Consider the following 13,406-nt stretch of genomic DNA (forward strand, 5'->3'; position numbering starts at 1 on the left):
ATGCTACGTGATGGCGACGGGGCGTGCCGTCATCGCAGGCTGCTTGGCTTCGACCCCGGCAGCACCTGCGTCGGCGATGGAAGGCAGCGGCACCGGCTCCGCATCGCCGCGCGTCTTGATTCCGGGGCAGCGGTCGTAGGTGTCGTCGAAGCGCACGATGTCGTCTTCGCCAAGGTAGCCGCCGGTCTGCACCTCGATCACCTCCAGCATCGTCTTGCCGGGATTTTCAAGCCGGTGGATGGCGCCCAGGGGCAGGTAGATGGATTCGTTCTCCCGCACCAGGGTGACCTGTCCGTCGCGGGTCGCCTTGGCCGTGCCCTTCACCACGATCCAGTGTTCGGCGCGGTGGTGGTGCATCTGCAGCGACAGCTTGCCGCCTGGATTGACGGTGAGTCGCTTCACCTGGAAGCGCTCGCCGAAGTCGAGCCTGTCGTAGGCCCCCCAGGGCCTGACCACGCGCCTGTGTTCCGTCGCTTCGACCTGGCCCCCCAGCGTGAGCATGCGCACCACGTCGCCGACCTGCTGGGCGCAGTCGGCGCTGGCCACAAGCACGGCATCGGGCGTGTCCACGATGATCAGGTTGTCGGTGCCCAGCGCCACCACCGGCCGATACGGCGCATGGATGAAGGTATTTTTCGATCGCAGGGTGCTGGCCCTGCCGCTGAGCCGGTTGCCCGTTTCGTCCGCCGGATGCAGCGCGGCCACCGCGTTCCAGCTGCCGACGTCGCTCCAGTTGCCGTTGAACCTCACGACCGAGATACCCTGGTGCTTTTCGAGCACCGCATAGTCGATGCTGTCGCTGCGGCAGGCCTCGAAGGCCTCGCGGTCGAGGCGGTCGAAGCTTCCGTCGCTCGAAAGAGCGGCGGTGGCGCCTTCGCAGGCCTGCAGGATGTCGGGTGCGTGCGTGCGCAGCGCGGCAATGAACACGCTGGCCTTGGCCAGGAAGATGCCGGCGTTCCAGCAGTAGCCGCCGTGCAGGATGAGCGATTCGGCCACGGCCGCCGTCGGCTTCTCGACGAAGCGCACCACGGCCCGGCTGTGGCCGTCGGCCGACACCGCGCCCACCTCGATGTAGCCGTAGGCCGTGCTGGCGAACGTGGGCGCCACGCCGAAGGTGACGATCTGCCCGGCCAGCGCGGCCTCGACGCCGCTGCGGATGGTCTGTGCGAAAAGATCCGTATCGGGAATGTGGTGGTCGGCCGGTGCGAACAGCAGCAGGTCTTCGTTGCCGGCGAGCAGTGCGGCCGCGGCCATGGCGGCGGCCGTGTTGCGCGCCACCGGCTCGAGAATCTGCCGGCCTGTGGCACCGGCCTTGTCCACCGCCTCGCGCACCAGGAAGCGATGGTCTTCCGATGCGATGCAGGTGATGTTCCTGTTCAGGCTGCCCAGGCGCTCCAGCGTCAGCTGCAGCAGGCTCTTGTCTCCGATGAGCGGCGCAAACTGCTTGGGCAGCGTCTTGCGCGAGAGCGGCCACAGGCGCGTGCCGCTGCCGCCGCAGAGCACTACGGGATGGATGGTGGGGGTGTTCACGGTGTCCGTCCTTCCTTCTTCGTTGCTTGTTTGCAAGCGATGCGTTTCTGGTCAGAGCTGGCCGGTGTGGGTGGCCAGGCTCACCGCCTGGGCGCGCGAATGCACGTGCAGCTTCTTGTAGATGTTCTTGATGTGGGCATTGACCGTCTGCCCCGAGATGCCTAGTCTCAAGCTGATCTCCTTGGACACGTAGCCGCGCGCCACGCAGCGTAGCACCTCGCGCTCCCGCGCCGTCAGCGTCGCCTCCCGCACTGGCGCCTCCATGGCCGGCGGTTCGCCGCCGCTTTGCAGGTTCATTCGCGTCAGCAGCCGGCGCGCCAGCTTGGGCGTGATGGCTGCGCCGCCGTTGACCACTTGCAGCACGGCCTGGGCGAAGCTCTGGAGCCAGGCATGCTTGAGCAGGTAGCCGGTGGCGCCGAGCTCCAGCGCATGAATCACGTGGGCATCGTCCTCCAGTGCCGAGATCACGATGATTTCGCAGTGGCGCTGCAGTTTTCGGGCCTCCCGGATCAGGTCGAAACCCGACCCGTCGCCCAGCCGCAGGTCGACCATCAGCACATCGAATTCGTGGGTCGCCAAGAGGCGGCGGCCGTCGCGGACGCTGCCGGCTTGCCCCTCGAGCTGGATGCGCAGGTCGGACAACAGTTCCTGCGCGATCACGCGTCGCATGAACTCGTCGTCGTCCACGAGCAGCACGCGCACCGGCGCGTCTTCCTGCCCGGTCAGAAAGTGCGGCCACAGCGGCTCGGCCGGCGGGCAGACGCCCGATGAATAGGTCGCGCGGCGCTCGGGCGCACGGCCGAAATCCGAAACGCCGGAAGGATTCGAGGTGGTGTCGGACATGTGGAGTACCCAGGTAGTAGTTGTGGGGGGCGTATGCGTCGCGACGTGACGATTGAGTGTGGTGTGGAGAAGTTGCGCTCTCAGTCCGCGAGGCAGCGCAGCAGCTCCTTCTCCAGTCGCAGCAGGATGGCGTTTCGATCCAGCTCGGTTTCGGCGAAAGAGCGGCCGGCCGCGCCCATGGCTTCGCGTTGCGGGCGCGACGCGGCGAGCCGGGCAATGGCATCGGAAAGCGCGTCCGGATCGCCGGGTGCCACCACCAGTCCGCGGCCGGCCACCACGTTGCTCAGTTCGGTGCCCTCGTGCGCCGTGACGATCACCGCCTTGCCGCTCGCAAGCATGCCGCCCAGCTTCGACGGCATCACCAGGTCGGCCGCGTCGGCGCGCTGGGGCAGCACGTGGATGTCGGCCATGCCGAGCAATTCGTTGAGCCGCTCGGCCGGCTGAAGATCGAGAAAATGGACGCGGTCCAGGTTCGCGCAGGCGGTCTTCAGTGCCTCGCGGCTCGGCCCGTTGCCGCAGAGAACGAAGTGGATGTGCCCGGCCGTGGACAGCTGCCGTGCCGCATCGGCCAGCAGCTCGATGCCCTGCTTGTTGCCCAGGCTGCCCGCATAGAGCACCACCACCGCGTCGGCCGGAATGCCGAGCATGGTGCGGTAGCCGTTCACCGGCTCGCCGTTCTGCGAGGCGCCCGCCGGGTGCGGGTAGATCGCGCGCACGTCCACCCAGTTGGGAAGCAGCACCAGCCGGGTCTCGTCGATGCCCTTGTCCTTGGCCCGGTCGAGCATGGCGGCGGAGATGGTCGAGACCCGGTTGAAACGGCTCAGCAACCAGCGCTCCACCGAGAGCGCGAAACGCCGCACCCGCGCGCCGCGCACCAGGCCCAGGCCAAAGGCGGCATCCACTTCGTAGTCCTGGATGTGCAGCCACGACTTGATGCCGAGCATGCGCGAGAAGAAGAGCACGGTCGGCGCGCAGAACAGCGGCGGCTCGACCACGAAGACCAGGTCCGGCCTCCAGCGGATCTGCGCAAAGAGCAGCGGCATGCTGGACAGCATGAACGAGAAGAGATGGGCCATGCGCGCCAGCGCACGCGGCCGTGCCGGCACCCAGGTGGGGGCGCGCCAGACCGTGATGCCGTCGCAGACCGTCTTGCGGTAGGCCCAGGCCGAATGTCCTTCGAACGGTGCCCAGTGCGGAAAGAAGGGCGGCGACGCGATCACGCGGACGTCGTGCCCTTTGGCGTGCAGCCACTGCGCCATCTCGCCCGAATACTTTCCGATGCCGACCAGCTCGGGCGTGAAGTTCATGGAATAGAGAAGAATTTTCATGACTGCTTTGTGGAAGAACCGCGAATCAGCCGCACGAGCGGAAAGAAGCCGAGCAACGCACGCATCCGCACCTCGTAGAGGACGAGGTCGCAGACCGTGGCAATGAAGAACACGTAGTGCGGCTTGCCCGGAAAGATCGCGACGACGACGCTGTACGACAGCAGCCGCAGCGCCACCTCGGCCAGCGCCCAGTACCCGAGCGTGCTCACCGGCGTCTTGAGCGCAAGCAGCATCTCGTGGTGAACCGTGTAGGTGCGCAGCAGGAAGTAGGGCGCAATGCACAGGAAGATCTCGAGCGCCTCCGGGCCGACCTTCAGCAGCGGCGCGGCGACCGTGATCAGCACCGCGAGCGCCGCAAAGAGAGCGCAGCCCAGCAGGAACGAGTGCTTCGCCAGCTGCAGCTGCGAGCCATCGAGTTCGCTGGCATCGCAGCCCAGCATGGCGCGCGTCTTCGTGTAGAGAAAAGCCTGCACGAACTGCGATGGCGCCTCCGCCAGCAGGAAGGCGATCTTGAATGCGCCCACGTATCCGAGCGGCATGAAGAAGGCCACCACCAGCAGGTCCGACTTGCGAAGCAGGAACATCAAGAGCGAATAGACGGTGGCGCTGCCCTGCGACGACAGGCTGAGCGCGGCGCTTCCGCGCGGCGGCCCCGCGGCCCAGCCGGCATGCATGCAGGCCGCGCCCACCACCAGGAAGGCCAGCAGGTTGATGAGCAGCAGGTGCGTGACGCGCAGCTCGAAGCCCAGCGTGGCGAGGGCGGCGACGCCCAGCACCAGGATGGTCGAACGGATGCCCGCCTCCAGGTTGAGCAGGCCCGCATAGCCAAGGCCGCGGCTGTACGAAAGGCGCAGGCTGATGAATGCGAAGACCGCGAGCGTCGCCACGATCAGCAGGAGCGGCACGTCGCCCACGTCCGCGCGCTGGAGCGTCAGGATGGCGGCAATCAGCAGCACGGCCAGCGGAAGGCCGATGGCCAGCGTGCGGACCACGTCGCCGCGGCGCACGCCCGGCGGCACGGTGGCTGCATTGCGCGAGAACAGCAGCGCGCTGCCCAGCGTTCCCACCACCAGCGCCACCTCCAGCACCGACTGGTAGATCGAGTATTGGCCGAAGTCCGCGGGCGAGACATACGCGGCCATCAGAAAGACCGCCAGGAAGCCCGACAGGTAGACATAGAGCCGCGAAGCCAGCGCGCCCAGGCCGCGAAGCTGCACCGTGCGCATTCCGGCGAGGCTGAAGGTGCGGAGGAGCGGGTTCATGGCTGTGCGTCGGTTGTTGCGTTCAGCCGGATGTCATTCGGGCGCCGAGGCGTCCGCGAGGCGGCCGCCGTCCGGCGTGCGCTGCGCGATCAAGCCGCGCCCGAAGGCCCAGTTCTTGATGCGGCGCGCCACCCGCAGCGCATAGGTGAGCAGCGCGACCATTCGCACGCGGCCGTGCAGCGCGTGCGGCATCGCCATCTTTGCGCTGCCCTGGAAGTGCAGTGCCATCGCGGTCACCATCTCGCCCCCGCGCGTGACGAGGCAGGGCTGTCCGTCGACGAACTCGAGACGCTTGGCGCCCCCGCGGACTTGGAACTCGTTGCCCAGCAGGTTGCGCCCACCGTTGATGTTGTGGTCGATCACGCGCCCGCCGAACACCCGGTTGATGGGCGCCGCATTGCCGCTCGCCTGGGCCCAGAGATGGAGCAGGGTCATGTCCGACACGCCGCCGCGCACGCCACGGCTGGCAAACCGCGCGGCGATGGCGCGCAGCTTCCTGCGGCCGGTGGGCGTTGCATAGGTGTTGAGCACGAAGGCGATGAAGCGCTCCAGGCCCGCCGCGGTCCAGTAGCTGACGTGAGGCGATATTTGACACGGATCCCAGCCGTCGGCGGGTTGCATGAGCGAACCGCAGAAATCTGCCTTGCCGGCCACGCGCCGGATGTGCGCGCCGATGCCGCGGAACAGCAGCACGTCGCTGTCGATCAGCACGAACTCCTGGCAGTCGGGATGGGCCTTGAGGTATTCGGCCAGGAGGAAGTAGCGTCGGAAGCAGACCTTCTCGAACTCCGGCGTATTGCTCGACAGGTGCACATAGGTGCTGCACAGGCGCTCGTAGCCGGGGCCACCGTCGGTGCCGGAGAGTACGACGAGTGATTCCTCTGCCTGCGCCGCGGACTCGCGGCACAGCAACAGCGTCTTGTTCTGGCGGTCTTCCACCACGATGAAGGCGAGGGCGCTGTTCATGGTCATGGCCGGTGATGGGCGATGGATGCCAGCGTCCGCGAGCGAGGCGCGGTGGCGTTGCGGATCAGCGCCACGTGCGAGGGAAGAAAGCGAAAATCGGCGTCCAGCGGCAGGTCGAGCGTGAACAGCCCGCCGCGCGCATTGGCGACGGCAATCCAGCCGCGCACCTGGTCGGCCGTGAAGCGCGGCGGCGTCGGCCGGCCCCACGAGGCACCGAGCGGCGTCAGCACATGGAAGGTCAACCCGGCCTCTGTTCCGGCGGGGTGCGCCGGAGGCTGCATGAACTCGCCGGCCATGAGGTTCTGGCATGGCGCCGCCTTGACACTGAATCGCTCCGGGCCTTCGCCGGCATTGAAGGCCAGCCACCGCTTCACGCCGCCGCTGCGCGCGGCGCCGCACAGCGCGTTCCAGCCTTCCGCCGACATGCCCGCGGTGTTGTAGACACCGTCGAACCACCAGCCGCTGGCCAGCGTTCCGTAGCGCTCCGACCACTCGCGGATGACCGCCGCCCATCGGCCGATGAAGGGTGCCGGCGGCGGCAGCTGCTCCGAAATGTCGCCCAGGCACTCCATCAGGTACGGGTCGGACTGCGGGGCGCGGAACGGCAGGTACAGCACCAGCGCAATACCGCGGGCGCGCAGCGCGCGGCCGATCTCCAGCGGCAGGTCGCGCGGCGGCCGGTTCGTGGCGCTTTGCGGGCACAGCTTCTCCAGCGCGGCATTGGGAGCGATGTACTGGCCGTTGTTCTGCCCGAGTGTCAGGATGAGATGGGACACCCGCATCTGGCCGAGCGATTCCGCAAAGGCGTCGACGTCGAAGCGGGCGACATCGGCAATCGAATGCTTGTCGGGCAGGTAGTGCACCATCACGCCGAAGCCGGCCGTGGTGGCCGATGCCGCGGGGGCCGCCAGGAACGAACATGGCAGCAACCATGCCGCGAACAGCCGGGCAAGAGCGTGCGCGCGACTCGTCATTGCACGGCCCCGGCGAGCGAGACGGCTTCCCGCTTCAGCGTGAGATAGCGCCTGGCCACGATGCCCGGCGCGCAGGTTTCGGCATGCAGCCATGTGGGGTGCGTCTCGCGATGATGGGCGAGGTACTCGGACAACTCGCCGAGATCGCAGTTCTCGCTGCCGACGAAGAAACCGTAGCCGCCGAACAGCTCCCTGTGCACCGGAATGTCGGAGAGCAAGAGCGGTACGCCGAGCGTGGCGGCCTCGGCGGCCGAGAGATTGAAACCCTCGAACGCGGACAGCGAAATGAAGGCCGCCGCGCCGCAGTAGAGCCGGGTCAGTTCCTTGCGCGAGACCAGCCCCCGGTGCCGGACGCAGCTGCTGATCTCGGGCGCCATGGTCGCGGTCATTCTTTTCACTTCGGCCGCGCCGTTGCCCGTGATGTCCAGCCAGTCGACGAGCCCCTCGCGCTTCATGCGCTCGAAGAGCTTGAGCGTGCCGATGAAGTTCTTGTGCGGGTAGTAGTGGTAGGAGGCGATCAGGTAGCGCTCGCCGGTGTTTTCCGCAGCGGCCGGCGCGGGTGCGCGCGTGGCGTCCACAGGATTGAAGATCACGGTCGCGTGTTCGCAGCGCTTGAAATGCCGTTCGAAGTCATGCTGGCTGCTGCGGCTGATGAAGACCACGTCGGCCTGGCTGTGCGCGGCGCGCCAGAGGCACCAGTCGAGCCACAGGCGCTTCGTGCGGCTGAAATACTCCGGGTAGACCTTGTACTGCAGATCGTGGACGATCACGATCGAGTCGCGGTGGCGTCCGAACAGCGTGAGCGGCAGGAAGTAGTTCGGGAACAGCGAGAACACCTGCTCCCCGGCAACCAGCGCCCGCAGGCGGTGATAGTTGTAGAGCAGTATCTCGACGAGGAACCGGCTGATCCTCAGGCGCCGCGCCGCGGCGAAGATGCGCGGATGCAGCTCGCTGACCGGCTGGATCCGATCGCCCTTGCACAGGCGCATCCTGCGCAGCAGGAGGTCGGACACGTTCAGCACTCCGCCTGCGCCGCTGTTGAGCCGGATCGTGTCGTAGAACAGATATTTGTACATGGCGAACCTCACGTCGTGCCGGGGACGTACGGCGCCGCCGTGGTGCGCGGCCTGCGGAAGCGCGAACTCAGTATTCCGGCGAACGCGGCCGCGATGAGCCCCGACGCCGCAAAAGGTCCCCAACCCAGGATCGGGCCGCGCATGAAGGGCACATAGGCGGCCAGCAGAACCAGTGCGCAGAGATAGCTGCCGGACACCATGCCGCGCGGGTCGACGAGCTTGTCCAGATAGCGGGCGCAGGCCGAAACCAGAAGGCCGAGCAGCACCGGACCCACCAGGCCGAAGTCGAAGAACGCGGTGGTGAACGGCGGCAGCGAAAGGTTGGCCTGCGAGAAGTTGCCCAGGATGGACGGCCATCCGAGGGGATCGAAATCCGGATACAGCTTCAGGTCGCGCGGCAGGAAGAAGGAAAAGGCCGACAGCAGGTAGCGTCCGAAGCCGAGCTCGGGTTCGGGCGCCCGCTCCAGGATGCCAGCGACGATGAACATCGCGTCGAAGTCCTGGCTGTAGGGAAAGGTGACGAGCGATTCGCCCCACAAGCTCCCGCGCGACACCAGGTTCAGCACCGGGCCCACGCCCGCGATCGCGCCGAAGAGCAGCAGTGCCAGCGTCCAGCGCCGCCCCCGGCCGAAGAGATGGATCAGAAGCGGCAGCAGACCGATCAGCAGAATCTGCCGCGGTGTGTTGACGGGGTTCGCTGCGATCCCGGACAGCACCAGCGCCAGGCCCGCGGCGCCCCACGACCAGATCGTGCGGCGGCGCCAGGCATGGATTGCCAGCGCCACGAAGCACATCAGCACGATGAGCTTGGGCAGTGTCGAGTAGACGATGTAGTCGACCGGAACGCTGTTTTCGTCCCCCACCACGCCGCGCGCGATGAAGTTCAGTTCGGGGCGGATGAACAGCGATGCGAATGCCGCGAGGATGCCACTCACCAGCAGCAGGACCGGGTGCGCCACGCCGGCCACCTGCGACTCGGGTACGGGTGTGTGCGCAGGAAAGGACTGCACCCGCGGCTCGGGCATGCCGAGCCGGGCGAGTTCCACGCCCGCCATGTACAGCAGCAGGAGCGCCAGCGCCTGCGTGTGCGCCGCCGGGCTGACCACGCCCGCGTCCCAGAAGAAGACATCGTCGGCGATCTGCATCGCCGGCGCCAGCGAGAAGTACGTGAGCACGGTGGCGTAGTGCAGCAGCAGGAACACGCTGGCGCCCGGCGCGCGGAGCATCGCCAGCTGGGCGACCGACAGCACGCACAAGACGGCGTAGCCCCAGGCCGGGTCGGCCCAGCCGCACAGGAACGCAGCCGCAATGCCGAACCAGAAGCAGAGTGTTCTCATGGCGTGCCTTGCAAGTCGGTTGTGTGGAAGGGGAGCGCGCGCGGCTCAGGCGTGCGCGATCTCCTGGACGGGCCGCAGCGCCTCCTGGTAGTCGGCATAGGTGCGCCGAAGGCCTTCGGCCAGCGGCACCGTGGCGTGCCATCCGATGCTGGCGGCGCACGACACGTCGAGCAGCTTTCTCGGCGCGCCGTCCGGCTGCGAGGTGTCGAACCGGATCCGGCCGCGGTAGCCGACCACCTCGCGGACCAGTTCCGCCAGCTCGGCGATCGACTGGTCTTCGCCCATGCCCAGGTTGATGTGTGCGCACATCGGCGTGGTGTGCTGCTCGTACTCCGCCTTCGTCAGACCCATCACCATGAGACAGCCGTCGGCCATGTCGTCGACATAGAGGAACTCGCGCCTGGCCCGGCCGGTGCCCCATATGAGCACTTCGGGCGCGTCTTCCATCTTGGCGGCATGAAAGCGCCGGATCAGCGCCGGAACGACGTGGCTGTTCTCAAGGTGGTAGTTGTCGCCGGGGCCGTACAGGTTGCACGGCATCACGCTGCGGTAGTCGATGCCGTGGGAGGCGCCGTACTGCCGGTTGTAGCTTTCGCACAGCTTGATGCCAGCGATCTTGGCGATCGCATAAGGTTCGTTCGTCGGCTCGAGCTTGCCACCTAGCAGGGCATGTTCGTGGATGGGCTGCTCGGTAAGCCGCGGGTAGATGCAGCTCGAGCCGAGGAACAGGAGACGCCTGACGTTCGCGAGGAACGCCTGGTGCGTGACGTTGGCAGCGATCAGGAGGTTCTGGTAGATGAACTCCGCGGGATAGGTCATGTTGGCGTGGATGCCGCCGACCTTGGCCGCGGCCAGGTAGACCTGATCTATCTGCTCGGTGGCGAAGAACCGGCGGACCGCCTCCTGGTCCAGCAGATCGAGTTCCTCGTGGCTGCGCGTGACGACCTCGTGCCCGAGGCCCCGCAAACGCTTCATCAACGACTGGCCCACCATGCCGCGATGACCTGCTACGTAGATACGCATACTGTTCTTTCGGTTGAAGGTTGAGATGTCGAAAAAAGAGAAATGCAGTGCGCGGCGCGGCGCGGCGCCTAGCTGGAGCCGTGCCCGCCGGCCACCACGCGAAAGGTCTTCAGCAGGATCACGATGTCCCGGTGGATGGAAAGCGTGGTGACGTAGTCCACGTCCATGGCCACCCGGCGCCGGTAGCTGACCTCGTTGCGGCCGCTGATCTGCCACAGGCCGGTGATGCCGGGCCGAACGGAGCAGTAGTGCTCCCAGTAGATGCCGTACAGCTCCTTCTGCGCGAACATGCAGGGGCGCGGGCCGACCATGCTCATGTCGCCCTTGAGCACGTTCCAGAACTGCGGCAGCTCGTCCAGGCTGTACTTGCGCAGGAACGCGCCGAAGGGCGTGATGCGTGGATCGTGGTCGAGCTTCTGGTACATCTCCCATTGCCGCCGGGCCGCTTCGTTCTCGCGCAGGTAGCGCTCCAGGACCATGTCGGCATCCGGCACCATCGAGCGGAACTTGTAGAAGCTGAAGACATGTCCGCCCCGTCCATAGCGCGGCTGCTTGTAGATGGCGGGGCTGCCGGAAGTCAGCAGCACGCCAAACCAGATCAGCGCATAGGCCCAGCCGAAGAACAGGAAGAACGCGCTCGCCATCACGATGTCCGCGAATCGCTTGATGCCCATCAGCAGCGGCGAGTTGCCGCGCGGCTGCACGTGGGCGTTCGTTCGGATCGTGGTCATGATGGCGCTCCCGCACGTGCAGGCGCGGGAAGCTCGGCTGGCGCGCCCGGGTAGTCATGCATCCTCAGCCGATAGCCGCCGAACCGGTAGGCCAGGCTGCCGTAGTAGCGCCGACGGGTGTCCAGCGCATTCAGCACCACGCCCTGGAAATGCGCGCCGGCATGCCGCAGCAGCTTCGCGCTTTCCGAAAGGTCGCCCAGCTCGTTGTCGTCGGCGCGGGCCACCATCAGCAGCGTGCCCATCAAGGTCGCCATTTCTGCGGTTTCGGACGCGAGCAGCGTGGGCGGCGTGTCGACGATCACCGTGTCGTAGCGCGCCGAGATCCTCTCGAGCAATTGCGCGAAGGCCTCGCTCGTGAGCAGGCCCGTCGGGTCCGGGGGCAGCGAGCCCGTCGTGATCACGTCCAGATTCGGCAGGACGCTGCGATGGATGGCGGTGTCGAGTTCGATCGAGCCCTGGATCAGCTCTGACAGTCCGCCCCGGCGCTTGAGGCCGAAGTGGGGTGCCAGGCTGCTGCGTCGCAAGTCGGCATCGATGAGCAGCACGCGCCGGCCGCTGGAGGCGAGCACGGCCGCGAGGTTCGCCGACACGAAGGTCTTGCCCGCACCGGGCGTGGCGCTCGAGATCATGATCCGGTTGTTCGGTGCGCCCGGGGTCGCGAACTTCAGCGCGGTGCGCAGCCGCCGCAGTCCTTCCAGCGCGGGGTCGTTCGGGTGGAGCGCCGCCAGCAGGTGCACGCCGGGCTTGCCGCTGTGCACGTCGCGGTCGAGCTGGCGCTGCTGCGTGCTCAGCGGAACCGTGCTGTAGACGGCGAGCCCGGTGTAGGCCTCGATCTCGGCCGGGCTGGCAATGGTGTTGCGCCACGACCTGCGCAGGAAGGCCGACGCCGCCCCGGCGAACAGGCCCGCGAGCAGTGCCAGCCCCATCGCGATCACGGCCTTGGGGCGTATCGGCTTTTCGGGCACCACGGCCTGGTCCAGCACGCGGACGTTGCCGATTTTTCCTTCCTTCGCGAGCCGCATCTGCAGCGAGCTGTTCAGCAGCGACACATACAGGTCGGTATTCACCTTGATGTCGCGCTGCATGCGCAGCGCGTTCTGCTGCAAGAGCGGCATGCGGCGGATGCGCTGCTCCACGACGCCCAGCCCCTTCTTGAGCGCGGCGATCTGTGCATCGATCGTCTGCACGCTCGGGTCCCGGGCCGTGAAGCGCTCGGTGAGTTCGAGCCGCTTCTGGGTCGCGTCGAAGAGCTTCGTCTGCAGCTCGACGTTCTGCGACAGCGCGTAGCGCGCCTCGTCGTCGAGGCTGATCGTCCCGTTCTGGTTGCGGTACTGGTTGTAGGTTTCCTCGGACTGCTCCAGCTGCTGCTTGAGCTTTGGCAGCTCGGAGCCCAGGAAGTTGAGCGCGCGCTGCGCCTGCTCCGTCTTCTGGTCGATGTTCGTGCGCACGTAGAGCCGCGCCACTTCGTTGAGCAGGTTCGCCAGCTGCAGCCGGTTGCCGTCGCGCCAGCTCACGTCCATGATCGAGGACTGCTTGCCTTTCTCGATGACGCGAAGGTCCTTCTGCAGTTCGAGCAGTGTGAGCTGCTTCGATTGGCGAACCAGTTCGAAGGCCGCGCCCGGCAGGCCCGTGATGGAACCCACCAGGAGGTGGATCGGCCCGCGCGGGGTCTGCACGTCGAGCGGCGTGCCGACCTTGCCCTCGATGGCGGCGTCCAGCTTGGAATGGGTGAGGGTGTAGGCACCGTCCGCCTTCGCGGTCAGCAGGAAGCGCGTGCCCTCCAGCTCGGCCGGCACGTCCATTTGCGCCACCACGATCTGTTCGGTGCCGCTCACGTAGCCCGACATGCCCACGAAGCCGGGCTGGGAGAGCGTCTTCGAATGACGCGCCAGCCAGGCGCCCACGACCGGGATGTAGTGCGGCTGCGCCTCGATGTACAGCTTGGTGTCCTCGATCGCCTGTTCGAGCACCAGGCGCGATTTCAGGATCTCGGCCTCGCCGGCGGTCGGCGTCTTGGCGTTCAGGGCGCTGCTGGCGGAGTCGCCGACCAGCGTGCCACCCGAACGTTCGGGATCCTCGACCTGGATCAGCACGTTGGATTCATACACGCGCGGGCCGAACATCGTGTAGGCCGCACCGATCAGCAACGCGACCGCGGTGATCTTTGCGATGCTCCATCGGTTGTCGAGCAGCAGGTCGATATGTTCCCGGAGCCTGGACGGGGGACGGTCCGCGGCCGCCGGTTCGGAAGGAGCGGGAATCAGGGGTTGCCAGTGCGCATTCATAGGATCACCTTTTGTGGGTTGCCTGGACGGATGGGGCGAAGTGGGATGACG

The 13,406-nt window shown here is 66.9% G+C and carries 11 protein-coding genes; all 11 read right to left on the bottom strand.

Annotation, left to right across the window (positions count from 1 at the left end; genetic code table 11):
- Positions 1 to 3: 3 nt before the first annotated feature.
- Positions 4 to 1,530, bottom strand: coding sequence for a mannose-1-phosphate guanylyltransferase/mannose-6-phosphate isomerase (locus ACAM55_RS09075; protein WP_369655700.1), 1,527 nt, complete (start codon positions 1,528 to 1,530; stop codon positions 4 to 6).
- Positions 1,531 to 1,581: 51 nt separating this feature from the next.
- Positions 1,582 to 2,373 (bottom strand): LuxR C-terminal-related transcriptional regulator, encoded by a 792-nt coding sequence (locus ACAM55_RS09080; RefSeq protein WP_369655701.1) that lies wholly within the window; start codon positions 2,371 to 2,373, stop codon positions 1,582 to 1,584.
- Positions 2,374 to 2,453: 80 nt separating this feature from the next.
- Positions 2,454 to 3,701, bottom strand: coding sequence for a glycosyltransferase WbuB (locus ACAM55_RS09085; RefSeq protein ID WP_369655702.1), 1,248 nt, complete (start codon positions 3,699 to 3,701; stop codon positions 2,454 to 2,456).
- The gene (locus ACAM55_RS09090; protein WP_369655703.1) at positions 3,698 to 4,963 is read right to left on the bottom strand and encodes a lipopolysaccharide biosynthesis protein; all 1,266 of its coding nucleotides are present in this window, start codon (positions 4,961 to 4,963) and stop codon (positions 3,698 to 3,700) included. Before ACAM55_RS09090 ends, ACAM55_RS09085 begins: the two co-directional genes overlap by 4 nt.
- Positions 4,964 to 4,996: 33 nt before the next feature.
- Positions 4,997 to 5,929, bottom strand: coding sequence for a hypothetical protein (locus ACAM55_RS09095; protein ID WP_369655704.1), 933 nt, complete (start codon positions 5,927 to 5,929; stop codon positions 4,997 to 4,999).
- A gap of 2 nt (positions 5,930 to 5,931) precedes the next feature.
- Positions 5,932 to 6,903 (bottom strand): hypothetical protein, encoded by a 972-nt coding sequence (locus tag ACAM55_RS09100; RefSeq protein ID WP_369655705.1) that lies wholly within the window; start codon positions 6,901 to 6,903, stop codon positions 5,932 to 5,934.
- Positions 6,900 to 7,979 carry a glycosyltransferase gene (locus tag ACAM55_RS09105; RefSeq protein WP_369655706.1) on the bottom strand — a complete coding sequence of 360 codons (1,080 nt, stop codon included), beginning with the start codon at positions 7,977 to 7,979 and terminating at the stop codon, positions 6,900 to 6,902. The genes ACAM55_RS09100 and ACAM55_RS09105 overlap by 4 nt, the downstream gene beginning before the upstream one ends.
- Before the next feature lie 8 nt (positions 7,980 to 7,987).
- Positions 7,988 to 9,316 carry a hypothetical protein gene (locus ACAM55_RS09110; RefSeq protein ID WP_369655707.1) on the bottom strand — a complete coding sequence of 443 codons (1,329 nt, stop codon included), beginning with the start codon at positions 9,314 to 9,316 and terminating at the stop codon, positions 7,988 to 7,990.
- A gap of 45 nt (positions 9,317 to 9,361) precedes the next feature.
- Positions 9,362 to 10,339 (bottom strand): GDP-L-fucose synthase family protein, encoded by a 978-nt coding sequence (locus ACAM55_RS09115; protein WP_369655708.1) that lies wholly within the window; start codon positions 10,337 to 10,339, stop codon positions 9,362 to 9,364.
- A 68-nt stretch (positions 10,340 to 10,407) separates the two neighbouring features.
- Positions 10,408 to 11,070, bottom strand: coding sequence for a sugar transferase (locus tag ACAM55_RS09120; RefSeq protein WP_369655709.1), 663 nt, complete (start codon positions 11,068 to 11,070; stop codon positions 10,408 to 10,410).
- Positions 11,067 to 13,355 carry a polysaccharide biosynthesis tyrosine autokinase gene (locus ACAM55_RS09125; protein WP_369655710.1) on the bottom strand — a complete coding sequence of 763 codons (2,289 nt, stop codon included), beginning with the start codon at positions 13,353 to 13,355 and terminating at the stop codon, positions 11,067 to 11,069. The genes ACAM55_RS09120 and ACAM55_RS09125 overlap by 4 nt, the downstream gene beginning before the upstream one ends.
- Positions 13,356 to 13,406 lie beyond the last annotated feature (51 nt).

This window comes from Variovorax sp. V213 (assembly GCF_041154455.1).
Taxonomy (GTDB): Bacteria; Pseudomonadota; Gammaproteobacteria; order Burkholderiales; family Burkholderiaceae_C; genus Variovorax.